At 66.4% G+C, this 22,877-nt stretch carries 23 protein-coding genes and 1 tRNA gene; 7 read left to right on the top strand and 17 right to left on the bottom strand.

The window, feature by feature from the left end; translation table 11 throughout:
* Positions 1-7 precede the first annotated feature (7 nt).
* The 3 genes from AC1DEL_RS04645 to pbpG all read left to right on the top strand — a co-directional run bounded on the left by AC1DEL_RS04645 (position 8) and on the right by pbpG (position 2,722).
* Complete coding sequence (locus tag AC1DEL_RS04645; RefSeq protein ID WP_092293313.1) at positions 8-451, top strand: acyl-CoA thioesterase; 444 nt, start codon at positions 8-10, stop codon at positions 449-451.
* Positions 452-486: 35 nt separating this feature from the next.
* Positions 487-1,242, top strand: coding sequence for a nitroreductase (locus AC1DEL_RS04640; protein WP_477125303.1), 756 nt, complete (start codon positions 487-489; stop codon positions 1,240-1,242).
* A 289-nt stretch (positions 1,243-1,531) separates the two neighbouring features.
* Positions 1,532-2,722, top strand: coding sequence for a D-alanyl-D-alanine endopeptidase (gene pbpG, locus AC1DEL_RS04635; RefSeq protein ID WP_092292857.1), 1,191 nt, complete (start codon positions 1,532-1,534; stop codon positions 2,720-2,722).
* A 97-nt stretch (positions 2,723-2,819) separates the two neighbouring features.
* On the opposite strand, the gene AC1DEL_RS04630 is transcribed toward pbpG, so the two are convergent.
* Positions 2,820-3,608 carry an IclR family transcriptional regulator gene (locus tag AC1DEL_RS04630; protein ID WP_092292859.1) on the bottom strand — a complete coding sequence of 263 codons (789 nt, stop codon included), beginning with the start codon at positions 3,606-3,608 and terminating at the stop codon, positions 2,820-2,822.
* 229 nt (positions 3,609-3,837) lie between these two features.
* On the opposite strand from AC1DEL_RS04630, the gene AC1DEL_RS04625 reads away from it, so the two are divergent.
* From AC1DEL_RS04625 to AC1DEL_RS04615, 3 genes are read left to right on the top strand one after another with little or no spacing between them, the layout of a single operon-like run.
* Complete coding sequence (locus AC1DEL_RS04625; protein ID WP_092292861.1) at positions 3,838-4,563, top strand: (Fe-S)-binding protein; 726 nt, start codon at positions 3,838-3,840, stop codon at positions 4,561-4,563.
* 24 nt (positions 4,564-4,587) lie between these two features.
* On the top strand, positions 4,588-6,000 hold the full coding sequence (locus AC1DEL_RS04620) for a LutB/LldF family L-lactate oxidation iron-sulfur protein (RefSeq protein WP_477125302.1): 1,413 nt from the start codon (positions 4,588-4,590) through the stop codon (positions 5,998-6,000).
* Positions 5,997-6,272, top strand: a complete 276-nt coding sequence (locus tag AC1DEL_RS04615) for a hypothetical protein (protein WP_092292865.1) — start codon at positions 5,997-5,999, stop codon at positions 6,270-6,272. The genes AC1DEL_RS04620 and AC1DEL_RS04615 overlap by 4 nt, the downstream gene beginning before the upstream one ends.
* A 67-nt stretch (positions 6,273-6,339) precedes the next feature.
* Here AC1DEL_RS04615 and AC1DEL_RS04610 read toward each other — a convergent pair whose 3' ends face one another.
* From AC1DEL_RS04610 to AC1DEL_RS04570, 9 genes are all read right to left on the bottom strand, one after another.
* The gene (locus tag AC1DEL_RS04610) at positions 6,340-7,134 is read right to left on the bottom strand and encodes an ABC transporter ATP-binding protein (RefSeq protein WP_441591157.1); all 795 of its coding nucleotides are present in this window, start codon (positions 7,132-7,134) and stop codon (positions 6,340-6,342) included.
* 1 nt (position 7,135) lies between these two features.
* Complete coding sequence (locus tag AC1DEL_RS04605; RefSeq protein ID WP_092292869.1) at positions 7,136-8,032, bottom strand: ABC transporter permease; 897 nt, start codon at positions 8,030-8,032, stop codon at positions 7,136-7,138.
* Between the two features lie 160 nt (positions 8,033-8,192).
* Positions 8,193-9,176, bottom strand: coding sequence for an ABC transporter substrate-binding protein (locus tag AC1DEL_RS04600; RefSeq protein ID WP_092292871.1), 984 nt, complete (start codon positions 9,174-9,176; stop codon positions 8,193-8,195).
* A gap of 189 nt (positions 9,177-9,365) precedes the next feature.
* Complete coding sequence (locus tag AC1DEL_RS04595; protein ID WP_441591156.1) at positions 9,366-10,412, bottom strand: quinone-dependent dihydroorotate dehydrogenase; 1,047 nt, start codon at positions 10,410-10,412, stop codon at positions 9,366-9,368.
* A 68-nt stretch (positions 10,413-10,480) separates the two neighbouring features.
* Positions 10,481-11,284: an arginyltransferase gene (locus tag AC1DEL_RS04590; protein WP_477125301.1), complete on the bottom strand. Its 804-nt coding sequence runs from the start codon at positions 11,282-11,284 to the stop codon at positions 10,481-10,483.
* 202 nt (positions 11,285-11,486) lie between these two features.
* Positions 11,487-11,999: a MuF-C-terminal domain-containing protein gene (locus AC1DEL_RS04585; RefSeq protein ID WP_092292878.1), complete on the bottom strand. Its 513-nt coding sequence runs from the start codon at positions 11,997-11,999 to the stop codon at positions 11,487-11,489.
* A gap of 73 nt (positions 12,000-12,072) precedes the next feature.
* A complete protein-coding gene (gene aat, locus AC1DEL_RS04580; protein WP_092292880.1) occupies positions 12,073-12,810 on the bottom strand; it encodes a leucyl/phenylalanyl-tRNA--protein transferase in 738 nt (245 codons plus the stop codon).
* 25 nt (positions 12,811-12,835) lie between these two features.
* Positions 12,836-13,471, bottom strand: a complete 636-nt coding sequence (locus AC1DEL_RS04575; RefSeq protein WP_092292882.1) for an NUDIX hydrolase — start codon at positions 13,469-13,471, stop codon at positions 12,836-12,838.
* 109 nt (positions 13,472-13,580) lie between these two features.
* Positions 13,581-13,868, bottom strand: a complete 288-nt coding sequence (locus tag AC1DEL_RS04570) for a hypothetical protein (RefSeq protein WP_092445153.1) — start codon at positions 13,866-13,868, stop codon at positions 13,581-13,583.
* Positions 13,869-14,080: 212 nt separating this feature from the next.
* Between AC1DEL_RS04570 and AC1DEL_RS04565 the strand changes: the two genes are divergently transcribed.
* Complete coding sequence (locus AC1DEL_RS04565; protein WP_477125300.1) at positions 14,081-15,712, top strand: hypothetical protein; 1,632 nt, start codon at positions 14,081-14,083, stop codon at positions 15,710-15,712.
* An 86-nt stretch (positions 15,713-15,798) separates the two neighbouring features.
* On the opposite strand, the gene AC1DEL_RS04560 is transcribed toward AC1DEL_RS04565, so the two are convergent.
* The 7 genes from AC1DEL_RS04560 to AC1DEL_RS04530 form a co-directional block, all read right to left on the bottom strand.
* Positions 15,799-15,875 (bottom strand) — tRNA-Met (locus tag AC1DEL_RS04560).
* Positions 15,876-16,001: 126 nt separating this feature from the next.
* Entirely contained in the window at positions 16,002-16,751 is a 750-nt protein-coding gene (locus AC1DEL_RS04555) for an RES family NAD+ phosphorylase (RefSeq protein ID WP_177219879.1), read from the bottom strand.
* On the bottom strand, positions 16,711-17,100 hold the full coding sequence (locus AC1DEL_RS04550) for an MbcA/ParS/Xre antitoxin family protein (protein WP_092292890.1): 390 nt from the start codon (positions 17,098-17,100) through the stop codon (positions 16,711-16,713). Before AC1DEL_RS04550 ends, AC1DEL_RS04555 begins: the two co-directional genes overlap by 41 nt.
* 78 nt (positions 17,101-17,178) lie before the next feature.
* Positions 17,179-18,447, bottom strand: coding sequence for a benzoyl-CoA 2,3-epoxidase subunit BoxA (gene boxA / locus AC1DEL_RS04545; protein ID WP_477125299.1), 1,269 nt, complete (start codon positions 18,445-18,447; stop codon positions 17,179-17,181).
* Between the two features lie 29 nt (positions 18,448-18,476).
* Positions 18,477-19,901, bottom strand: a complete 1,425-nt coding sequence (gene boxB, locus AC1DEL_RS04540) for a benzoyl-CoA 2,3-epoxidase subunit BoxB (protein WP_092292894.1) — start codon at positions 19,899-19,901, stop codon at positions 18,477-18,479.
* A 47-nt stretch (positions 19,902-19,948) separates the two neighbouring features.
* Positions 19,949-21,607: a 2,3-epoxybenzoyl-CoA dihydrolase gene (gene boxC, locus AC1DEL_RS04535; RefSeq protein WP_477125298.1), complete on the bottom strand. Its 1,659-nt coding sequence runs from the start codon at positions 21,605-21,607 to the stop codon at positions 19,949-19,951.
* A 108-nt stretch (positions 21,608-21,715) separates the two neighbouring features.
* Positions 21,716-22,672 carry a helix-turn-helix transcriptional regulator gene (locus tag AC1DEL_RS04530; RefSeq protein WP_441591151.1) on the bottom strand — a complete coding sequence of 319 codons (957 nt, stop codon included), beginning with the start codon at positions 22,670-22,672 and terminating at the stop codon, positions 21,716-21,718.
* Positions 22,673-22,877 lie beyond the last annotated feature (205 nt).

The following is a 22,877-nucleotide window of genomic DNA, read 5'->3' as shown; positions in this document are numbered from 1 at the left end:
GATGCCGATGAAGCCACAACCGGACACCCGCAGCGCCTACGCGCATTTCCAGCCGATCACCACGCGCTGGATGGACAACGATGTCTATGGCCACGTGAACAACGTTGTTTACTACAGTTATTTCGATACCGTCGTGAACACCTACCTGATCCGCGCGGGCGTGCTGGACATCGAGGCGGGAGAGACCATCGGGCTGGTAATCGAGACGCAATGCAACTATTTCTCGTCGCTGTCGTTCCCGGACACCGTCGTGGCCGGCCTGCGCGTGGCGCGGTTGGGCAACTCGAGCGTGCGCTACGAGGTGGGCCTGTTCTGCAACGACGATGAGGTGGCCGCTGCGCAGGGCCACTTCGTCCACGTCTATGTGGATCGCGCGACACGCCGCCCGGCAGCGCTACCGCCCGCATTGCGCCAGGCGCTGACGCCGCTGGTGCGGCCGAGCGCGGCGTGATCAATAAAACACAATAACCCGGAGACCTTCGAAGCATGTCCAACCATGGCGCTGCCCCCCGCGACACCCTTGAAGTCACCTCCGCCACCGGCGATACGTCCGTGACCGATTCCGCGGCGATCGTCGATCGCGCCATCACCACGCGCCGCTCGATCCGGGCGTTCCTGGATACGCCAGTACCGCGCGAGACCGTCGAGGACATCCTCGCCGTGGCCAGCCGCGCGCCGTCCGGCACCAACACCCAGCCGTGGCGGGTCTACGTGCTCGCGGGCGACGCCAAGGCGCGGCTCTGCGCCGATGTGCTGGCCGCCTATGACGACCCGGAGCGCGACACCAAGTACCGCGAGGAGTATCCGTACTATCCGCGCGAGTGGGTCAACCCGTACCTGGCGCGCCGCCGCAAGGTGGGCTGGGACCTGTACGGCCTGCTGGAGATCAGCCGGGAAGACAAGGCGCGCATGCACGAGCAGCACGCCCGCAACTTCCGTTTCTTCGATGCGCCGGTCGGCCTGATCTTCACGATCGACCGAATCATGGAGCAGGGCAGCTGGCTCGACTACGGCATGTTCCTGCAAAGCATCATGGTGGCTGCGCGCGCCCGCGGGCTAGACACCTGCCCCCAGGCGGCGTTCACGCAATTCCACGGCGTCCTGGCCAGCCAACTGCAGCTGACCGCGAACGAGATGGTGGTGTGCGGCATGTCGCTGGGCTACGCCGATCCGGAGGCGACGGCCAATCAATTGGTCACGGAGCGTGAACCGGTGAGCGGGTTCGCGCGTTTCCTCTCATGACTTCGCGCCGGATTGAGGTTTCCCCTGATGAGGTTTTCACAAAAGCCACCGATATTGATGTTAGGGAAACTGTTTCTTATCTAGGTGCGAAGCGTTGTGCGCAGTTGTCGACAAACAAGTGCAAACGACAATCGCTGGCGCGAGAAATGGCCAATACGGCACATTTCCCGTAATGTGGAATTGTTTGCGAATCGAACTTTAAAGAGCCTTCGTAAGTCTTTAATCTTGCTAACAATTTCTTTATTTCCTAAACTAGCGCCATTCCACCAAATGCCGCGCTGAACAGATCATGTTCCGGTCCCAATCCTTTATTTCCCGACTCTTCAGCATGCCCCTGACCGCCATCGCCACTTCGGCGCTGGTGTCGGTGTCCATGCTGGCCGCGCCGGTGACGTACGCAGCGACGAAGTCGACTGCGACGAAAACCTCGGCCAAAAAGCAGGTAACTGCTTCCAAATCCACTAAAAAGGTCGCAGCCGCGAGCGAGAAACCCTCGTCATCGCGGAAGGTGATCGTGCTGCGCCACGGCAAGAAGACCGTCGTGGCCAGTCGAGCGCAGCCGGTTCGCGCGGCCTTCGTGCCGTCGAAACCGACGCTCGCAGAGTCCATGGGCCTGCGCGATACGGAAGACGCGCTCGCGCTGCGTTCCTCCGTGGCGCTGGTGCTGGACCAGAACACGAACGAAGTCCTGTTCCAGAAAAATCCGACGGCGGTGCTGCCGATCGCCTCGATCACCAAGCTGATGACGGCGCTGGTGGTCATGGACTCGCACCTGCCGATGGACGAAGTGCTGACGGTGAGCGAGGAAGATCGCGACACCGAGAAGCACAGCAGCTCGCGCCTGCGCTTTGGCACGCAGCTGACCCGCCATGAAATGATGCTGCTGGCGCTGATGTCGTCGGAAAACCGTGCCGCTTCGGTGCTGGGCCGCAGCTACCCGGGCGGCCTGCCGGCGTTTGTGGGCGCGATGAACCGCAAGGCGCGCGAACTCGGCATGAACGACAGCCACTTCGTCGATTCGAGCGGCCTGTCGAGCAGCAATGTGTCGAGCGCGATGGACCTGGCCCGCCTGGTCAACGCCGCTTACCGCAACCCGACCATCCGCGAATTCTCGACCCAGACCGAGCATGAAGTGAACGTGCTGGGCCGTCCGCTCCATTACGTGAGCACCAACCGCCTCGTGCGCGGCGGCAACTGGGAGATCGGCCTGCAGAAGACCGGTTTCATCTCGGAAGCCGGCCAGTGCCTGGTGATGCAGGCCCGTGTGAACGATCGCAACGTGGTGATGGTGTTCCTGGACTCCGTGGGCAAGCTGTCGCGCTTTGCCGATGCCACGCGCGTGCGCACGTGGCTTGAGCACCAGCCGTCGGTGCAGGGTCCGCAACGGCCGTTCCCCAACTCCCCAAACCTTACGCAGGGTCCTAGCGCGCCGCACGCGGCGCACGCGATCCTGGCCTCGCAGCAGGCACGCGGCACCTGATTCAGGTAGCCGCCGCCAATTGAAAACGCGCCGCGGGGCAGCCCGTCGGCGCGTTTCTTTTTGGGCGATACGCGCGTGAGGCGCGCTCGTGGCGCGATCAGGCCGACACGGCGTCCGCCACGTAGCCCATGCCGCGCGAGATCTGCAGCGCGGTGTCCCTGAGGTTCTGCAGCCAGCTGTCCTGCAGGCGGTCTGCCGGCGCGGACAGCGACAGCCCGGCCACCAGCCGGCGCGAGTCGTCATAGATGCCGGCCGCGATGCAGCGCACGCCCAGCTCCAGTTCCTCGTTGTCGCGCGCATAGCCGTTGGTGCGCACCCAGCTCAGTTCGCGCTCCAGCTTGGCGATGTCCGTGATCGACGTGCCCGTATGCCCGGCCAGCCCAGTGCGCGTGGCATAGCTGCGCACGCGCCCGGCCTCGTCGGCAGCCAGGAACAGCTTGCCGACCGAGGTCAGGTGCAGCGGGGCGCGGCCGCCGATGGCGCGCACCACCTGCATGCCCGAGCGCTCGCTGTAGGCGCGCTCGATATAAACGATCTCATCGCCCTGACGCACCGACAGGTTCACGGTCTGCCCGGTGACGCGGTGCAGCGCGCGCATCGGTGCGAGTGCGGCATCACGCACAGAGAGCCGCGCCTTTACGAGATTCCCGAGTTCCAGCAAGCGCATGCCGAGCCGATAGCTGCCGGGGTCCGAGCGATCCACGAAACGGCACGCCACCATGTCATTGAGAATGCGGTGCGCCGTGGACGGATGCAGGCCGGTGGCCAGCGACAACTCCTTGAGACTGACGGGATCCGCGTGTTGGGCGAGCGCATCCAGCAACGTCATCATGCGTTCGATGACCTGGATCGAGGTCTTGCCGGGTGCCTTGTCTGCTTCTGCCATAGGAGGAAATGTTGCCGTGCGGCAAATTAAGCGTTTGCCTGATTCTATCTCGCATTGTGAAAATTTCAATAGGTGAAATGCAATTACCGAGATTCCCTTCCAGTGGTGGCGCCGCTTTCGCATGAGCGGCATTGCGCGCGGCGATGAACAAGTTTGCGGCGCGTGCTGCCCGCAGCGGCGCGGTGGGGGCGCATAATTGCGAGGTTTCGGGTCTGGATAAAAGGAAGCGATGCGAATCGGACTGTTCGCCACCTGTCTGGTGGACCTCATGCGCCCGGAGATCGGGTTTTCGGTGCTGAAGCTGCTGGAATCGGCGGGTTATGAGGTCATGGTGCCCGAGGCGCAGACCTGCTGCGGGCAGCCCGCGTACAACTCGGGCGAGCGCGCCGTCTCGCGCGATCTGGCCGAAAAATTCCTGCGTGAGTTCGAGATGTTCGACTACGTGGTGATCCCCTCCGGTTCCTGCGGCGGCATGGTCCGCGCGCACTACCAGGACCTGCTGCGCGACGACCCCGAACTCCACGGCCGTTACGAGCGCCTGCGCGAACGCGTCTACGAACTGACCGATTTCCTGGTCAACGTGGCCAAGATCGAGACCGTCGACTCGGCATTTTCCGGCCACGTCACCTATCACGACTCCTGCTCCGGTCTGCGCGAACTCGGCGTCAAGCAGCAGCCGCGCGCGCTGCTCGGCAAGCTGCCCGGCGTGCAGTTGACCGAGATGAAGGATTGCGAGGCCTGCTGCGGCTTCGGCGGCACGTTCTCGGTGAAATACGGCAATATCTCGACGGCCATCGTCGACGAGAAATGCGCCAACATCCAGGCCAGCGGCGCTGATGCCGTGGTGCTGGGCGACCTTGGCTGCATGCTCAATATCGAAGGCCGGCTGCGCCGGTCCGGCGATACGCGCACCCGCGTGCTGCACATCGCGCAGGTCCTGGCGGGCGACGCCTGATCGATCGAACCTCGGCAAAATACGATGCAAGTCCACAGCATGGAATTCAAGGCGCGGGCCGGGCAGAAGCTCGCCGACCAGCGCCTCCAGCAGAACCTCAAGAAACTGTCGACGAAGTTCGTGACCGCGCGGGCCGATGCGATCCGCGACATCGACTTCGACGCCACGCGCGCCGCGCTCAAGGAGCGCCGCAACCGCGCGCTGGAAAACCTCGACGTCTGGCTCGCCAAGTTTGAAGAAAACGCGACCAGGCGCGGCGCCACGGTGCTGTTCGCCGAGACCACTGCCGACGCAGCCCGTCTGGTGGCCGAAATCGCGCAGAAGCATGGTGTGAAGAAGGTCATCAAGAGCAAGTCGATGGTGACCGAGGAGATGCGCCTGAACCAGGTGCTGGGCGAGATGGGCGTGCAGAGCATCGAGACCGACCTGGGCGAGTACATCCTCCAGATCAACGATGCCGAGCCGCCGTCGCACATCATCGCGCCCGTGATCCACAAGGACAAGGACGAGATTGCCGACCTGTTCGCCAAGGTGCACCACAAGCCGCGCCTGACCGACATCCCGCAGATGACCCGCGAAGCGCGCGAGGTGCTGCGCCCCGAGTTCCTGTCCGCCGACATGGGCGTGACGGGGGGTAACTTCATCATCGCCGAGACGGGCTCGGTGGCCGTGGTGACCAACGAGGGCAACGAGGGCATGTGCACGGTCATGCCGCGCGTGCACGTGGCCGTTACCGGCATCGAGAAGGTGCTGCCGACGCTGGAGGACCTGGCCACGGTGATGCGGCTGCTGCCGCGCTCGGCCACCGGGCAGGCGATCTCCAACTACTTTTCGCTGCTGACGGGCCCGCGCGCCGAGGGCGAGCGCGACGGCCCCGAGCATATGTACTTCGTGATCGTCGATGGCGGCCGGAGTGGCCTGATCGGCGGCGAATTCCAGGAGATGCTGCGCTGCATCCGCTGCGGCGCCTGCATGAACCACTGCCCGGTGTACCAGAAGATCGGCGGCCATGCCTATGGCTGGGTCTACCCGGGACCGATGGGCAGCGTGCTGACGCCAAGTTATGTCGGCCTCGCCAATGCCATCGATCTGCCGCAGGCCGCCACACTTTGCGGCGAGTGCAACAGAGTGTGTCCCGCCTCGATCCCGCTGTCCGACCTGCTGCGCAAGCTGCGCGAGAAGCAGATGGAACGCGGCCTGCGCCCGTGGCAGGAGCGCCTGTCGCTGCAGGTCTGGGGCTATGTGGCGCGCCGCCCGGCGCTCTACGCCTTCGCCACGCGCATGGGCGCGCGTCTGCTGGCGCGGATGGGGGGCCGGAATCGGCTGATTGCCAGCCTGCCGATGGCGGGCAAGGGCTGGACCGACTCGCGTGACATGCCCGCGCCGAGCGGCCGGACCTTCCGCGAGTTGTACAAGGAGAGGAGGGCGCGCGCATGAGTACGCACCAGGACAACCAGCGCGCGCTGAACGCGATGCGCGAGGCTTTGGCCAGCCATGTGGCCGGCACCATGCCGGTGGCGGACCTCGTCGGCGCATGGCGCGCGGCGGCCACGTCGCTGACGCTGCCGCCGGTATTCGGTCAGGCGATGGAGGAGTTGCTGCGCCGCCTGGAGATGTCGGCGGTGTTCGCGCAGGATAGCTGCTCGTTCTCGAGCACGGCCGTCACGGACCAGCTCAAACGCTGGCTGGACAAGGCCGAGGCGTCGTAAGCGTCGTAAGCGTCGTAAACGACAACGGCCGGGGAGCGCCCCCGGCCGTTATTCCATCCCGTTCGACTTAGCTCAGCAGCAGCGCGTCGTCATCCAGCTGCTCGTGCCGGGTCTGCTCGAACATCCGCAGCAGGTCGGGCACGTCGAGGCCCTTGCGTTGGTCGCCCGACACATCGAGCACCACCTGCCCCTGGTGCAGCATCACCGTGCGATCGCCGTAGTCCAGCGCCTGGCGCATCGAGTGCGTCACCATCATCGTCGTCAGCTTGCTTTCCGAGACGATGCGCGCGGTCAGTTCCAGCACGAAGGCGGCGGTTTTCGGGTCCAGCGCGGCCGTGTGCTCGTCGAGCAGCAGGATGCGCGACGGCTGGAGCGACGCCATCAGCAGGCTCACCGCCTGCCGCTGGCCGCCGGACAGCAGGCCGATCCGGTCCGTCAGACGATTCTCCAGCCCGAGGTTCAGCAGCCGCAGCTTGTCGCGGAACAGCTCGCGCGACGCCTTGTTCAGCGCCGGGCGGAAGCTGCGCCGCGAGCCGCGCGCCATGGCCAGCGCCATGTTTTCCTCGATGGTCAGCGCCTCGCAGGTGCCGGCCATCGGGTCCTGGAACACGCGGGCCACCAGATGGGCGCGGTCCCAGGCGGGCTGCCGGGTCACGTCGATGTCGTCGATGGTGATGCGGCCGCTATCCACCATCTGGTCGCCGCTGACGGCGTTCAGGAAGGTGGACTTGCCGGCGCCGTTGGAGCCGATCACGGCCACGAACTGGCCGCTCGGGATCTCCAGGTTCAGGCCGCGCAGCGCGCGGTTCTCGATCGGCGTGCCGGGGTTGAAGGTCAGCTTCAGGTCTTGTGCGCGCAACATCTCAGGCACCTCCGTTCTTGCGGCCAAACAGCTTCTTGCGCGTCGCCGGTAGCACCAGCGCCAGCGTCACCAGCGCCGCCGTCACCAGATTCAGATCCTGCGCCTTGAGGCCAATGAACTCCGTGTTCAGCGCCAGCGCGATGAAGAATCGGTACAGGATGGCGCCCAGCACCACGGCCAGCGTCACATAGACCAGACGCCGCGCCGGCAGGATGGTCTCGCCGATGATCACGGCGGCCAGGCCGATCACGATGGTGCCGATGCCCATCGAGATGTCGGACCCGCCCTGGGTTTGCGCGAACAGCGCGCCGGCCAGCGCCACCAGCCCGTTGGAGAGCGCCATGCCGGCCAGCGTGGCACGGCCCGTAGGCACGCCCTGCGACCGCGCCATGCGCGGATTGGCACCGGTGGCGCGCATCGCCAGGCCCAGTTGCGATGAGAAGAACCAGTCCAGGCCGACCTTCGCCACGATCACCACCACCAGCAGCACCAGCGGGCGCAGCAGGTAGTCGGGCAGCCACTCGGGCTGGAGCACCGTGAACAGGGTCGGCTCGGTAATCAGCGGCACATTCGGGCGACCCATGATGCGCAGGTTGACCGAGTACAGCGCGATCATCATCAGGATACTGGCCAGCAGGTCCATGATCTTGAGCCGTACGTTGAGCCAGCCGGTGATCCAGCCGGCCACCGCGCCGGCCGCGATGGCGGCGAGCGTGGCCAGGAAGGGGTCCTGGCCGGCGGAGATCAGCGTGGCCGCCACGGCGCCGCCGAGCGGAAAGCTGCCATCGACGGTGAGATCGGGGAAGTTGAGGATGCGGAACGAGATCAGCACCCCGAGGGCCACGAGGCTGAAGATCAGGCCGATCTCCAGGGCGCCCATAAGGGAAAAGAGGGACATGGGGAAATCCTGTTGCGGGGGACCGGCCGGGCTGTCGCGCGGCGGGTAGGCGGCGCGTGCGCTGCGGTCCGGAGGCCCCGGCCGGCCGGATAGGCCGGGCCGGGGCCGGAGAGCGTCAGGCCGCGCAACCCCTCGGGGGCGGCGCGGCCCGTTGCGGGTCTTACTTGATGACGGTCTTGGCTTCCTTGACCAGTTCCGGCGCCAGCGTCACGCCTTGCTTGGCGGCGGCGCTGGTGTTCACGAACAGTTCGAGGTTGTCCGAGGTCTGCGAGGCAATCGCGCCGGGCTTCTCGCCCTTCAGGATGCGCACGACGACCTTGCCGGTCTGGTGGCCCAGGTCGCTGTAGTTGATGCCCAGCGCGGCCACGGCGCCACGCTTCACGCTGTCCGTGTCAGCGGCCACCAGCGGAATCTTCGACTCGTTGGCCACCTTCACCAGCGCCTCGTAGGCCGAGACCACGTTGTTGTCGGTGTTCGTATAGATCACATCGACCTTGCCGATCAGGCTCTTGGCAGCCGGGCCGATGTCCACGGTACGCGGCGCGGCGGCTTCCTTGAGCGTCAGGCCCTGCTTGGCCAGCAGTTCCTTCAGTTCCTTGACCACCACCACCGAGTTGGCTTCACCGGGGTTGTAGACCATGCCGACGGTCTTGACCTTGGGCACCACGCGCTGGATCAGGGCCACCTGCTTGTCCAGCGGCAGCTTGTCCGAGACCCCGGTCACGTTGGTGCCAGTAGCGCCCCAGCCCTTGACCAGCTGGGCGGCCACGGGATCCGTCACGCCCGAATACACCACCGGCACCGTCTTGGTGGCGGCCACCACGGCCTGTGCGGACGGCGTGGCGATGGCGACGATCGCGTTCGGCTGGTCGCCGACGAACTTCCGGGCGATCTGCGCGGCCGTGCCGGTGTTGCCCTGCGCGCTCTGGTATTCCCACTTCAGGTTCTTGTCGGCGTCGTAGCCGGCAGCCTTCAGTTCGGCGCGCACGCCGTCGCGAATGGCGTCGAGTGCCGGGTGATCGACAATCGACAGCACTTTCACGGTCTGGGCCTGCACGGCGCCGCCGTACAGCACGGACAGGGCGACCACGCCGCCGAGAATCGTTTGGGTGGATGCCTTGAGGCGCGACTGAAGACGCTGCATGTAATTGTTCTCCCCCGAGGGTTCGGTACTTTGGAAGCCTGCGAGGATACCATTTTCGGGGCTCTCGCGGCTCCCTTTTAGTGCACCGGTCGGCCATATCCTGCTGTTAAACGCCTCGGGGGACAAGGCGTGCCGCAAATTATTGCGCCAGAAAGCCGATTATCGAGAATGTGTTGCGGTGCAGCATCCTCAGCCGGCAACGGGGTGGCGCAACGCGGCGGCACAGTCACGCACCAGAGAGGGGCCGCGATAGATCAGGCCGCTGTAGACCTGGACCAACTGCGCGCCGGCATCGATCTTCGCGCGCGCGTCGGCGCCGCTGAAGATGCCACCCACGCCGACGATCGGCAGGGCATCGCCCACCACGGCGCGCAGGGCGCGCACCACGCGGGTGGAGGATTCGAAGACCGGACGTCCCGAGAGGCCGCCCGCTTCCTCGGCATGGGGCAGGCCCTGGACCGCCTCGCGCGAAATCGTGGTGTTGGTGGCAATCACCCCGTCGATGCCGTGCCGCACGAGCGCATCGCCGATATTGCCGATCTGGTCGTCGTCGAGGTCCGGGGCAATCTTCAGGGCCAACGGCACGTAGCGCTTGTGCTGCTCGGCCAGGCGCTGCTGGGCGGTCTTCAGCGTGGAGAGCAGGCTGTCCAGCTCGCTGGCGCCCTGCAACTGGCGCAGGTTCTTGGTATTCGGCGACGAGATGTTCACCGTCACATAGCTCGCGTGCGGATAGACGCGCTCGAGGCAGTAGAGGTAGTCGTCAGCCGCGCGCTCGATCGGCGTATCGGCGTTCTTGCCGATATTGAGACCCAGCACGCCACCCTCGGCCTTCCAGCGCGACGCCTGGACGTTGGCCACGAAGGCATCCACGCCGCCATTGTTGAAGCCCATGCGGTTGATCAGCGCATCGGCCTGCGGCAGCCGGAACATGCGCGGACGCGGGTTGCCGGGCTGCGCGCGCGGCGTGACCGTGCCCACCTCGATAAAACCGAAGCCGAACGCGGCAAGGCCGTCGATGTACGCGCCATCCTTGTCGAGACCGGCCGCCAGCCCCACGGGGTTCGGGAAGCGCACGCCCATGACGGTGCGCGGATCGGCGGCGATGGTGTTGCCAAGGCAGCCGGCCAGGCCCATGCGCTGCGCGCGCATGAGGTTGTTCAGCGTGAAATGGTGGGCATCCTCCGCATCCATGGAGAACAGGGCGGGGCGAAACAGGGGATAGAGCGCGTTGAGCACGGGGAGGGGGCGCGGCCGGGGCCGGCGCGAAGTCGGTACCAGGGCGGCATTGTAGCGTGCGGCAGGCGCTACTCCTGGGCGGGCCCCGGTTGGGGTGGGGCGGCTGACGTGGTGACGGGCGCGGTGGCCTCGTCGTCGAACGGATGCCACTGGTTGCCCGTGAGCACCTGGAGCGGCCGGAAGCGCGCCTTGTAGGCCATCTTGCGGCTGTCGGCGATCCAGTAACCCAGGTAGAGGTGCGGCAGGCCCAGCTCGCGGGTCTGGTTGATCTGCCAGAGGATGTTGTAGGTGCCGTAGCTCGCGCCGACGGCCATCGGGTCATAGAAGGTGTAGACCGACGACAGGCCGTCATCGAGCACATCGATCATGCTGACCATGCGCAGGCGGCCCGCCTCGGGCGAGCCCGGCGGTTCGCGGAACTCCACCAGCCGCGAGTTCACGCGGCTTTGCAGCAGGAACTGCTCGTACTGGTCCCGGCTGTCCTGATCCATGCCGCCGCCTGCGTGGCGCATCGACTGATAGAGCAAATACAGCGCGTAATGCTCCTCGACGTAGGTCAGCGGCGCCACCAGCGCCTGCAGGTTCTCGTGCTGGCGCCAGGCGCGGCGCTGGCTGCGGTCCGGACCGAACTGGTCCACCAGCACGCGGCACGGCGTGCAGGCGCGGCATTCGTCGCAATAGGGGCGATAGGTGAAGATGCCGCTGCGGCGGAAGCCGGCGCGCACCAGCCGGGAGTAGACATCGGCATTGATCAGGTGCGCGGGCGTGGCCACCTGCGAGCGCGCCATGCGGCCATCGAGATAGCTGCAAGCGTAGGGCGCCGTTGCGTAAAACTGCAACGCGGAGAGCGGAAGTTCCTTCAGCTTGCTCATGGCTCGCTCATGACAAAAAGACGGAGGCGGCGGACACCGCGTGGCAGCATCCTGTCTGGCAGTCTATCAGAGCAAGCCGGGCGGCGTGTGCAACGCGGTGCAGATCCGCTGGCGTTGCAATGATGGGGCGAAGGTCATATACTGGCCAGACCGCTTGAGAGGCGTCCCACTTATGGCAATCAGAGCCGGACAGTCGTGTCTCTCAGGCGGTTTTTCTTTTGTGCGCCACCGTCATGGTGGGCATGTCGCCACGTTCGCTGGCCCCCTCCCAAAGCAGTAGCCCCTTCGCGCGCCACACGCGCTCGAAATCCCTGTCTTCCTTCGCATAGATGCTCGCGAGCTCGTTGCAACGGGCGCGGCCGATTTGCTTGTCCGCATGCAGGATGGCAACGAGCGGGCCCAGATGAATGGTGTCGAAGGACAGCACTACCGCGTTCACATCATGCGGACGGGTGTGTGACCTGAAGATCGCCTTGGGTGCCAGCAGGGTGCCATATATCCCTTCCAGAAATCGCCGCGGCACGTTGTGCCGGAACAGCATTTTCTCGACATTGGCGACCTTCACGGCCAGCGGAAGGTCCGGGAAGCCAAGCTCCAGATAGCGGCGCGGCGTGTTGCCGAGCCGGATGGCGAGCCCCATTACCGTGTTGGCCTTGTCGGTCAGCAGCGTGGCACAGGTGGTCTTGAGAACGAGATCGTAATTGGGGTCTTTCATCCGGCAGGTGAACGGCAAGACACGCGAAGTAGCGAGTGTCTGCCCACCTGCCTTCAGGCGGATTTGCGCTGCGTCAAATAGCTGGCGCCCAGCGCGCCAGTACCGACTTGTCAAACTGCCACGGCGCGATGTCGGGCTGGGCGGTGGCGGCCCGGACGTGGGCGACGAAGTCCGCGCGCGGGATCGGGCTGGCGCCGAGGGAGGCCAGGTGGTCAGTTTCCTGCTGGCAGTCGATCATCGTCACGCCGTGCTGGTCGAGGAAGGCACAGAGTGCGGCCAGGGCGATCTTGGAGGCGTCCGTGCGCTGCGCGAACATCGACTCGCCATAGAACATGCGGCCCAGCGCCACGCCGTAGAGGCCGCCCACGCGCTCGCCCTGGTACCAGCTTTCCACGGAGTGGGCGCGGCCGGCGCGGTGCAGGGCGCCGTAGGCGTTGACGATGTCGTCGGTGATCCACGTGCCGAACTGGCCGTCGCGCGCGGTCATGGCGCAGGTGCGCATCACGGCGATGAAATCGTCGTCAACGCGGATTTCCCAGTCCGGGTCACGCAGGGTACGGCGCAGCGTCTTGCGCAGGGTGGCCGAGACCTTGAGCGCCTGCGGAGCCAGCACCATGCGCGGGTCGGTGCTCCACCAGAGCACCGGCTGTCCTTCGGAATACCAGGGGAAGATGCCTTGCCGGTAGGCCAGCAGCAGCCGCTGCGGCGAGAGTTCGCGACTGGCGGCGAGCAGGCCGGGCGCATCGCTGGCCGGGCCGAGCGCCCGCTCGACAGGCGGAAACGGGTCCTGTGGGTCCAGCCAGGTGATCATGGGGCGGGCAGGGCGTTGCCCGCGTTCAGGGGGTAACGGGCGGTGTGGCGGGCGACGTGGCCGGTGACACCTCGGTCGCTGGCAGCGGCGTGGCACGGCTGGTCAGCGGCCGCATCGGCTTGTCGATGTCCAGGCTGTGCAGCCGGAAGCTGCCATCGGCGATCCGGCCCGCCGCGCGGTCGGCGAAGAAGCAGCGCAGCGTGTGGATGACGGTGGGGAAGGCCAGGTCGTCCCAGGGCACATCGGCTTCATCGACCAGCTTGACCTCGAGGCTTTCCTCGCCCGGGGCGATGTCCAGGTCCTGCAGCGTCGCCAGGTAGAACAGATGCACCTGGTGCACGTGCGGCACGTTGAGAATCGAGAACAGTTCGCCCACTTCCACGCGGGCGCCGGCTTCCTCGAGGGTCTCGCGCGAGGCGGCCTGGGCCGTGGTCTCGGCAATCTCCATGAAGCCGGCCGGCAGCGTCCAGAACCCGTAGCGGGGCTCGATGGCGCGCTTGCAGATCAGGATCTTGTCTTCCCAGACGGGGATCGTGCCCACGACGTTGCGGGGATTGACATAGTGGATGGTGCCGCAGCCGTCGCATACGCTGCGCGGGCGATTGTCGCCTTCGGGTACGCGCAGGACAACCGCATGACCACAGTTCGAGCAGAATTTCATGAGGGGCGTCCGGGAGGAATGGCGCCAAGTGTATCACCGCGCCGCCCGGCCGCTGCGGGCGCGATGTGCGCTCCTGGGGCGCACATCGCGCTGCCTCGGAGGGAGGTGGCTACTTGCGCTGAGTTGCCTTCGCGCCCCCCGTCGCGCCCGGGCTGGCGGTCGGCACCCAGTCCTCGGGGCGGTCTGGCGGCACGATGTCCGCCTTGCCCTTCCTGGGGTCCGGCAGGTTGACCGGCGCGGGCCGGTCGTTGCGGTGGCCCTTGGCGCCGTGTGCCGGCTTCTGGGCCGCCGGCTTGGCCGAGGTTTCGGCGAGGGCCGCGCCGCCCGCCAGCGTGGCACAGGCCGCCGTGCAAGCCGCCGCCCAGATCGCCATCGATTTCGCGCTACGCATGGTCATGTTGGGTTCTCCTTCCGTTGCGTGTGAGAAGCACCCTACGGACCTCGGGCGTCCGCCGCCATGGATTGACCTGGCGATGTGATGCAAGGTGCATCCTCGGCGCCATGAACATGATCGACATCAAGTCTGTGGCGATTACGCCCCCTGCGACCTCGCCTGAACGGACCGCGATGCCTACCATCGGCCGCTCCTTTCCAACGCGGAGCAGAAAGATGAGAACAAGACACGTGGTGCGGTTGAGCGCAACCGCCCTGGCCCTGGCCATGTTCGTGGGGACGAGCATCCCCGCCATGGCCGTGACGGCGGCGAAGGAGAATGCCGCCACCCGCAGCAAGCCCCGGCCCAATCCCTTCCTCGCTGCAGAGGCGTACGCGGTGACTCATTTCGACCCCGCTCAGACCGATGTGATGCCTTACGCGCTCCCGCGCGGCACCTTCCATGTCGATCTGCGCAAGGCCCCACGCGTGCAGGCCGGGCCGATCAGCATCATGACCCTGGCCACGCCGTCGCCGCGCTATATGTGGGCGGCCTCGTCGGGCGGGGTTTCCTATGTGGATGTCAGCGATGGCGGCTGGCGCGAGGTGGCCAGGCTGCCCGATCCAGACGCGAGGCCGCTGCCCGCCGGCCTGCTCGACAAGATCCTCGCCGAACCGCTGGACGATGTCGCGCGCGTGGAGAAGGCGGTCAAGACCGACCTGGCGCTCGACCGCAAACGGATCAGCGCCAATATCTATGTGGTGTCCGGCAAGGATGGCGTGCTGTATGCGACCAATCGCTCCGCGGTCCGCGCCTATGGACTGGTCGATCCGAAGCGCCCGGAAGCGGGCATCAAGCTATTGCGGACGATCGATCTCAAGGATCGCCTGACGGCGGTGGAGAATGCCGGCGGCGTGATGCTGAACATGACATATGACGGCCATCTGGTGGTGGGCGCCGCGCAGTCCATCCGCGTGCTCGACCGCGACTTCAAGCCCGTCGGCGATGCGTTCCAGTTCCCGGAAGGCGAGATCGTCTCCAACGCGATGGCGGTCGACGAGAAGAACGGCATCTATATCGCCTCCGACAAGGTGATGCGCAAGCTTGTGTGGACCGGGAAGACGCTCTCCCGCGATGCCGCGCACGGCGCCTGGGAATCGGCCTATGACTCGGGCCAGACGCCGATGCCCAGCGTGAAGTTCGGCACCGGCACGGGCTCCACGCCGACCCTGATGGGCTTCGGCGACGATGCGGACAAGCTGGTGGTCATCACCGACGGCTCTGACCGCATGAAGCTGGTGGCCTTCTGGCGCGACGAGATCCCGGCCGGCTTCACGCAGCGGCCCGGCACGAAGTCGAACCGCATCGCCGATCAGATTCAGGTCACCTGCGGGCTGCCCGCCAGCACGCCCTACGTCCAGTCCGAGCAATCGGTGGTGGCGCTGGGCTATGGCGCGTTCGTCGTGAACAACATCCGGCCGAAGGGTGTGGCGGATCGACTGGTCGATGTGCTTGCGGGCGGCCCGGCGCTGACGCCGGCGGCGGGCGCGGAGCGCTTCGAGTGGGATACGAAGACCAAGGCGTGGCGCTCGGTGTGGACGCGCAACGATGTGGTGTCCACGAGCATGGTGCCGACCGTGAGCGGTCCGTCGCGGATCGTGTTCGTGAACGGCTATACCAAGGCGGACGGCTGGGAAGTGACTGGCATGGACTGGGAAACCGGCAAGACAGTCCATCGCTCGATCTTCGGTCAGGACAATCTGGGTAACGGCGCCTATGCACTGATCCAGTCCTTGCCGAATGGCGACCTGCTGTTCAACAGCATCGGCGGCCCGACGCGTGTGAAGTACCAAGCGACCGCCAAGTAAGAGCGGCGGCCGGAAAACAAAAAACCCGCCTGATTGGGCGGGTTTTCTTGTTGCAGCGTGTTCTGCTGCGTATTCGTTCCGGCGGTTGGTTGCGGGGGCAGGATTTGAACCTGCGACCTTCGGGTTATGAGCCCGACGAGCTGCCAGACTGCTCCACCCCGCGTCCGTCGAAGAGCTGAGAGTATATGACAACCGTTTGCGCAATGCAACACCTTTGCCTCTCGCTTCTGATGAGTGCCGTGCAACCGGCACCCATCTTTCCGTTAGAGCACGCGAAGGGGTCCGTGGTTCAGGTCGATTTCGGGGTTTCGGTTGTGCGCTGCCACAGCGTCGCTTCGAACTCGAAGCTGTCGCGCTGCTGCAGGTCGTCGCGTTGCCAGATCACGCGGTCGGGGCGCACGGTCAGCATCCACGTGGTGGTGGCGAGCGGGTTCGGCTGGTCGAACGCGCGTGGCGTCAGCACCGCTGCGCACGGGCCGCGCTCGGGGTCGCGCACGGAGGTGTAGCGGATCAGGCCCAGCCCGGCTTCTCGCGCCAGACGGCCGAAGTCCTGGCAGGGCGCGTGGTCGTCGGGATCGGTCCAGCGCGGGTCATCGTGGAACGGGGCGGCGTCCAGCGCCACGCCGTCGGTCTTCACGCTGACCTGGAACAGCGTCTGCGCGCGGGCGTCGATGCGGGGCAGCGCGGGGCTGTCGAGCAGAAAGCGCCAGCGCCAGTAGCCCAGTTCGGCACAGGCTGTGCGAATGGCGTCGGCGCCATAGAACACGCCCGGGTCCTGTCCGCCGCGAAAGCGCGAGCCCCAGGGCGAGGGGGGATAGCGGAAGGGCGTGAAGATCAGATAGTGGAGGTGGCGCGCGTCGGGGGGTACTGCGGGTTTGCCGGCGTCGAGCACGGCTTCGAGCACGGCCTGTTCCTCGAGGCTGTCCACCAGGGGCATGGTCGAGACCACATGCTGGGCCTCCACCGCCCGCCACAGTTTGAGCGCGAACGGCTTGCGCTCAGATGCGACCGCGGGTGGCGTCCAGGTAGTGAACGACACGTACGAGCCCTTCAGTCGTGCGAATCAGCTCGAGCGGCTTGCCGCCAAGCGAGAGGTTGTCATGGGTGAGCCACAGCCGCGCCTGCTCGTCGTGGCCGAGGATGGCATCGAGCGAGCGGAACAGGCGCACGAACAGCACGCCGAACTCCCACTCCTTGCGGTGCGCATCGAGCACATAGCCGCCGGACGCCATGCGCGAGACCGACGCCGTGCTGATGCCCAGCACGCTGGCCACGATGGCCTGGCTGATGCCAAGAAAGCCGGCCGCGCGCATCACGGCCTTGGTGAGCGTGGCGCCGGGGTTCACGCCGCCGGCGGGCTCGGTGTCCGGAATCTGATGAGATTGCATCGCCTTTGCTCCTTTCTTGGGAAACATTATAGGCGGTGTATTTCAGAAGGAAAGGCCGTGACATAGGCTGTGGAGTGCCTAATACGTCTCAATGTGGAGCCGTCCCTCCGCGCGCAGCGTGGCCTCCAGGTCCGTCCAGGACTGGCCCGCCGCCGCGCAGACCTCGCCGAAGGCGGCCAGCACGCCTTCCTCCATCCCCTTCAGGCCGCAGATGTACACATGGCCATGGGGGTCGGCAAGCAGCGCGGCCACCTGCGGGCTGGCTTCGCGGATCGCATCCTGCACATAGCGGCGCGGCATCTCGGCATCGCGCGAGAAGGCGAAGTGAATGTCGAGGAAGTCCTTGGGCAGCTTCAGCAGCGGGCCGAAATAGGGCAGTTCACGCTGGTTGCGCGCGCCGAAGAACAGCAGGCGGCGCCCATCGAAACTCGCCATATTGCGACGCATCCGCTCGGTCATCGCCCGCATCGGTGCGGAGCCGGTGCCCGTGCAGATCATCATCACGCTGGCCTCGCGATGGTTGGGCATCAGGAAAGTACTACCGAAGGGGCCGACGACCTGCACCGTGTCGCCCTTGGCCAGGTCGCACAGGAAGTTCGACGCCACGCCGCGTACCGGCTGCCCGTCGTGGTCCTGGTCCACGCGCTTCACGGTCAGCGCGAGGTTGTTGTAGCCGGGGCGCTCGCCGTCGCGCGGGCTGGCCACCGAGTACATGCGGATGTAGTGCGGCTTGCCCGACGCATCGGTGCCGGGCGGCACGATGCCGATGGCCTGCCCCTCCAGCACCGGGAAGAACTGGTTGCCGAAGTCGAGCACGATGTGATGGATGTCGCTCGACGCCTCTTCGGCCGTCAGCCGATAGTTGCCGGCCACCGTGGCCGACACCGGCGCGCGCACACCGTGCAGGTTGATATAGGGATGCGCGGCCGACCATGGCGCCTTGGGCGAGGTATGCCGGCTGGTCTCCACGGCCTGCACGTCGGTGGCGGGCGCCTTGCCAGTGCCGGCGGCGGCCTGGGCCAGGGCCTCGGCGGCCGTGGCGGTGGCGGACGTCGCCGCGTCGATCTCGGCCTCGGGCAGCGGCACCTCGGCTGGCAGCTCGTCCCAGAGCAGTTGGGCGTCGATCGGATAGGCCTCGCCGCGCAGCATCGTGCGCCAGTTGTCGATGGCGCCCGTGGGGCAGGGCGACAGGCACGCGTTGCAGCCGTTGCAAACCTCGGCCTTGACCACGTAGTTGCGGTCGTCGTGGGTGATGGCGTCGATCGGGCAGGTGTCTTCGCAGGTGTTGCAGCGAATGCAGATTTCCGGATCGATCAGGTGCTGCTTGATGATGTCGGGGGCGCCCATGTCGGCCTCTTATCCAGTGATTCAGCGATCTAGTTGAAACGGACGTATTCGAAATCCACCGGCTGGCGGTTCACGCCCACCGCCGGCGGGGCGATCCAGTTGGCGTAGCGGCCCGGCTCCACCACGCGGCCCATCAGCGAGGCCACGAAGGCGCGGTCCGCGTCGGTGGCCAGCCAGGTGTCCGCGTTGGCCTGCCAGGCGGCTTCGCTCAGCACCTCGCCGGTCGGCGAGACATGCACATTGGCGAAGGTGCCGATCTTGCGGTTGAACGCCTTGTGCGGCACGGTCAGCCGGAACGGAATGCCGGCCTTCTCGATCACCTTGTTCCAGCGCGCCACGCCGCCGACCGAATCCTTGATGTAGTCGTCGCGCAGCACCTCGTTCAGGGCGTTGAGCATCGGCACCTCGCGCTCGGCCAGCTTGCCGTCGCGCACGTCGAGGATCCGGTACACGTCGCCCTTGAGCACGTGGTCGTCGCCGCGCTTGCCTTCCTCGAAGCGGCCCTTCAGCCCGGCGCTGTAGAAGGTGGCCGCGTTGGAGGACTGGTCGGCGCCGAACAGGTCGATCGTCACGCTGTAGTGGAAGTTCAGGTAGCGCTGGATGGTCTCCAGGTCGATCACGCCGGCGGCGCGCACGTCGGCCGGGTCCTGGATGTCGCGCTCGCGCATGACCTCGCAGGTACGCTGGATCACGCGCGAGACGCCGCTTTCGCCCACGAACATGTGATGGGCTTCCTCGGTCAGCATGAAGCGCGTGGTGCGCGCCAGCGGGTCGAAGCCGGACTCGGCCAGCGCGCAGAGCTGGAATTTGCCGTCGCGGTCCGTGAAATAGGTGAACATGAAGAAGGCGAGCCAGTCCGGCGTGCGCTCGTTGAAGGCGCCCAGGATGCGCGGATTGTCCTCGTCGCCCGAGCGGCGGCCCAGCAGCGCCTCGGCTTCCTCGCGGCCGTCGCGGCCGAAGTGGCGGTGCAGCAGGTAGACCATCGCCCAGAGGTGGCGGCCTTCCTCCACATTGACCTGGAACAGGTTGCGCAGGTCATAGAGCGACGGCGCGGTCAGGCCCAGGTGGCGCTGCTGCTCCACGGACGCCGGCTCGGTATCGCCCTGCGTGACGATGATGCGGCGCAGATTGGCGCGGTGTTCGCCCGGCACTTCCTGCCACGCGGCCTGCCCCTTGTGCTCGCCGAAGTGGATCTTGCGCTCGGCGTCCGCCGGTTGCAGGAAGATGCCCCAGCGGTAGTCGGGCATCTTCACATGGTCGAAGTGAGCCCAGCCGGACGGGTCCACCGAGACCGCCGTGCGCAGGTAGACATCGTAATTGTGCGAGCCATCGGGGCCCATGTCGCGCCACCAGTCGAGGAAGGCGGGCTGCCAGTGCTCCAGCGCGCGCTGCAGGGCGCGGTCATCGGAGAGGTTCACGTTGTTCGGAATCTTCTGGCTGTAGTCGATGCTCATGGCCGGGGTCTCCTTGGGTCTGGTTGTCGTTCGGTCGAAGGGGGCGGTCAGACCCGGTCCCAGTCGAAGCGTGCCTTGTTGCCGGTGCCGAATACCTTGAGCGCGCCTTGCTCGCCCACGGCGTTGGGTCGATTGAAGATCCAGTTCTGCCAGGCGGTGAGCCGGCCGAAGATGCGTGTTTCCATGGTCTCGCGCGGGCCGAAGCGCAGGTTGGCTTCCAGGCCGGTGAGGGCGTCGGGGGAGAGGCTCGCGCGTTCCTCCAGCGCGATGCGGATCTCGTCTTCCCAGTCGATGTCGTCCGGCGCGGCCGTCACCAGCCCCAGCGCCTCGGCCTGCGCGCCGTCCAGCGGCTGGCCGACTTGAGCGCTCACGGCCTCGATGGCGGCGGTGTCTTCATAGAAGCGCGCGGCGAGCCGCGAGAGGCCGTTCGGCATCGGATATCGCCCGAAATTGGCGTCATGGGCGACCAGGCGCGGGGCGGTGTCGGGATCATCCGGCAGTTGGAGCATGTAGCTGCGGTCGGCGGCCAGCGCCAGTTCGAGCAGCGTGCCGGCGAAGCAGGAGGTCGGCTCGATCAGCGCGAACAGGCTGCGCGACGAGACGTCCAGCCGCGCCAGCGTCCGGCGCAGCATGCCGATGGTCTCGCGCACGAACCAGTGGCTGGCGTGGGCCTCCATCAGCGTATCGGCGGCCAGCACCTCGGCCGCATCGCCCTCGGTCTTGAGGATCCACATGCCGATGTCGAGATGATTGGTGCGCAGCGTGAGGATGGCGTCATCGAGTTCGCGCGCCATCTTGAGCGGCCACCACTGGGCGCCGGCGGCCAGGATGGCGTCGAGGTCGCGCGGCTGGTCGGCGGCGGGTGCCGAGACCGTCAGCGTGGTGCGGCGCGCCGTGGTGTCGATTTCCACGCGCACGGTGTCGTAGCGGTAGCCATCGGCGTTGTCTTGTCGGTCGAGGGGCGTCAGCGTCACGCCCTTGGCGTCGGCGGGGCGGTCGCTCAGGGCGGCCAGCGCCTGCGCCCGCTCGCGCACGTGTTCGGCGAAGCGCGCGGGTTTGACGACATCGTCCACCAGCTTCCAGTCCTTGGCGCGCTGGCCGCGCACGCCCTCGGTGGTCAGGCAAAAGATGTCGGCGTGGTCGCGGCGCACGCGGCGCTTGTCGGTCACGCGCGTCAGGCCGCCGGTGCCGGGCAGCACGCCCAGCAGCGGCACTTCGGGCAGGCTGACCGCGGAGGAGCGGTCATCCACCAGCAGGATTTCGTCGCAGGCCAGCGCCAGTTCGTACCCGCCGCCGGCCGTGGTGCCGTTGCAGGCGGCGATGAACTTGATGCCGGAATGGCGGCTGGCATCCTCGATGCCGTTGCGCGTCTCGTTGGTGAACTTGCAGAAGTTCACCTTCCAGGCGTGGCTGGACTTGCCGAGCATGAAGATATTGGCGCCCGAGCAGAAAATGCGGTCGCGGGCGCTGGTCAGCACCACGGTGCGCACTTCGGGATGCTCGAAGCGGATGCGCTGCAGGGCGTCGTGCAGTTCGATATCGACGCCAAGATCGTAGGAATTCAGCTTCAGCGCGTAGCCGGGCCGCAGGCCACCTTCCTCGTCCACGTTCATGGACAGTGTGGCGACGGGACCGTCGAAGGTCAGCAGCCAGTGGCGATACTGGGACGGATGGCGCGCAAACGTAACGGGGGCCGGGACCGACATGGGGCGTGTCTCCTTGATGCACTATAGTGCCTTCATCTTTGAGATGAAATATAGTGCATCGACGGAAGCGATGCAAGGCCCGATGCAGACCGGCTGGCTTGTCGACGTTCAGCCGATAGCGGGCATCTGCGCGCGCAGGGCCTGAAGTGAGCTGTTGGCGTCCTGGCCGCTGGTGTCGATCGACACATCGGCGCGCGAGTAGAGCGGCGTGCGCGCCTGGAGGATGCGGCGCAGGTCGGTCATGGCCTCGCGGTTGCCTTCCATCGGCCGCATATCGCCCTGCGCCACCACGCGCGCCATATGTTCCTCGGGCGAGGTGCGCACCCAGACCGTGTAGCAGCGCGCCAGCAGCAGGTTGAAGGTGGCCGGCTCGGAGACCAGGCTGCCCGGCGTAGCCAGCACCATCGTGTCGTGCTCGCGCAGCACACGCTCCAGCGCGCGCATTTCGTAGCGACGGTAGGCGGCCTGGCCGTAGAGCGAGTGGATTTCGGAGAGGCTCGCGCCGGCTTCCTGCTCGATCGCTGTGTTCAGTTCGACGAAGGGGATGCCCTCGGCGGCTGCCAGCGCCCGGCCCAGCGTGGATTTGCCGGCGCCGCGCAGGCCGATCAACGCGATGCGGCGATGCCGCGCATCGCGCGATTCCGCCGGGGACAAGGCGTGGCGGGCCGCTTCGCGCACGCGGGCGAGGTCGCCGGCAGGCAGTTGCGCCAGCCATTGCACGAGCTGCGAGAACTCGGCGGCGCGCTGGCTGCCGGGCTGCTCCGCGCCGCCCGCCGGATCGGCGTGGCCATCCACCTCAGCCAGCACCACGGGCAGCGGCACGTCCAGCGCGCCGGCCACGTGGCGCAGCAGCAGTACCGAGGCGTTGCCGGTGCCGGTTTCCAGATTGGCGAGGTAGCGTTCGGACACCCCCGCGCCACGCGCGAGGTCCTTGCGGGACATGCCGCGCGCCGCGCGCAGCGAGCGGATGCGCTCCCCGAGGTGCGTCAGATAGGGATCGCGCTCCGCGGCCCGGTTGTCGGCATTCGCTTCGGCATTCAGTGACGGTTCGGGGTCGCGACGCATGGGAAAAAGTTCGGGATGAGGCCAGCCAGGGCGGCATTATACGTGCGACAAAGTGCCGGTCGGCGGGTGCTGCATACTGTTATATAGTGCATACCCTCGCTTGCATAATAGTCGATGTGAAATAAAATGCATCGACATCGGCGGCAAAGACTGCCGGTCACGAGACAGCCAGAACAAGACCATCGCTGTAGCCGATCCCGCCGCA

It is taken from the genome of Cupriavidus sp. 10L43_2 (genome assembly GCF_056395265.1).
This window is presented reverse-complemented; position numbering and strand designations above follow the sequence as displayed.

Bases quoted from the DNA above. Each gene is read 5' to 3' on its own strand.
- AC1DEL_RS04645 (WP_092293313.1), top strand. From the start codon at position 8: ATGAAGCCACAACCGGACACCCGCAGCGCCTACGCGCATTTCCAGCCG.
- AC1DEL_RS04640 (WP_477125303.1), top strand. From the start codon at position 487: ATGTCCAACCATGGCGCTGCCCCCCGCGACACCCTTGAAGTCACCTCC.
- pbpG (WP_092292857.1), top strand. From the start codon at position 1,532: ATGTTCCGGTCCCAATCCTTTATTTCCCGACTCTTCAGCATGCCCCTG.
- AC1DEL_RS04630 (WP_092292859.1), bottom strand. From the start codon at position 3,608: ATGGCAGAAGCAGACAAGGCACCCGGCAAGACCTCGATCCAGGTCATC.
- AC1DEL_RS04625 (WP_092292861.1), top strand. From the start codon at position 3,838: ATGCGAATCGGACTGTTCGCCACCTGTCTGGTGGACCTCATGCGCCCG.
- AC1DEL_RS04620 (WP_477125302.1), top strand. From the start codon at position 4,588: ATGCAAGTCCACAGCATGGAATTCAAGGCGCGGGCCGGGCAGAAGCTC.
- AC1DEL_RS04615 (WP_092292865.1), top strand. From the start codon at position 5,997: ATGAGTACGCACCAGGACAACCAGCGCGCGCTGAACGCGATGCGCGAG.
- AC1DEL_RS04610 (WP_441591157.1), bottom strand. From the start codon at position 7,134: ATGTTGCGCGCACAAGACCTGAAGCTGACCTTCAACCCCGGCACGCCG.
- AC1DEL_RS04605 (WP_092292869.1), bottom strand. From the start codon at position 8,032: ATGTCCCTCTTTTCCCTTATGGGCGCCCTGGAGATCGGCCTGATCTTC.
- AC1DEL_RS04600 (WP_092292871.1), bottom strand. From the start codon at position 9,176: ATGCAGCGTCTTCAGTCGCGCCTCAAGGCATCCACCCAAACGATTCTC.
- AC1DEL_RS04590 (WP_477125301.1), bottom strand. From the start codon at position 11,284: ATGAGCAAGCTGAAGGAACTTCCGCTCTCCGCGTTGCAGTTTTACGCA.
- AC1DEL_RS04585 (WP_092292878.1), bottom strand. From the start codon at position 11,999: ATGAAAGACCCCAATTACGATCTCGTTCTCAAGACCACCTGTGCCACG.
- aat (WP_092292880.1), bottom strand. From the start codon at position 12,810: ATGATCACCTGGCTGGACCCACAGGACCCGTTTCCGCCTGTCGAGCGG.
- AC1DEL_RS04575 (WP_092292882.1), bottom strand. From the start codon at position 13,471: ATGAAATTCTGCTCGAACTGTGGTCATGCGGTTGTCCTGCGCGTACCC.
- AC1DEL_RS04570 (WP_092445153.1), bottom strand. From the start codon at position 13,868: ATGACCATGCGTAGCGCGAAATCGATGGCGATCTGGGCGGCGGCTTGC.
- AC1DEL_RS04565 (WP_477125300.1), top strand. From the start codon at position 14,081: ATGAGAACAAGACACGTGGTGCGGTTGAGCGCAACCGCCCTGGCCCTG.
- AC1DEL_RS04550 (WP_092292890.1), bottom strand. From the start codon at position 17,100: ATGCAATCTCATCAGATTCCGGACACCGAGCCCGCCGGCGGCGTGAAC.
- boxA (WP_477125299.1), bottom strand. From the start codon at position 18,447: ATGGGCGCCCCCGACATCATCAAGCAGCACCTGATCGATCCGGAAATC.
- boxB (WP_092292894.1), bottom strand. From the start codon at position 19,901: ATGAGCATCGACTACAGCCAGAAGATTCCGAACAACGTGAACCTCTCC.
- boxC (WP_477125298.1), bottom strand. From the start codon at position 21,607: ATGTCGGTCCCGGCCCCCGTTACGTTTGCGCGCCATCCGTCCCAGTAT.
- AC1DEL_RS04530 (WP_441591151.1), bottom strand. From the start codon at position 22,672: ATGCGTCGCGACCCCGAACCGTCACTGAATGCCGAAGCGAATGCCGAC.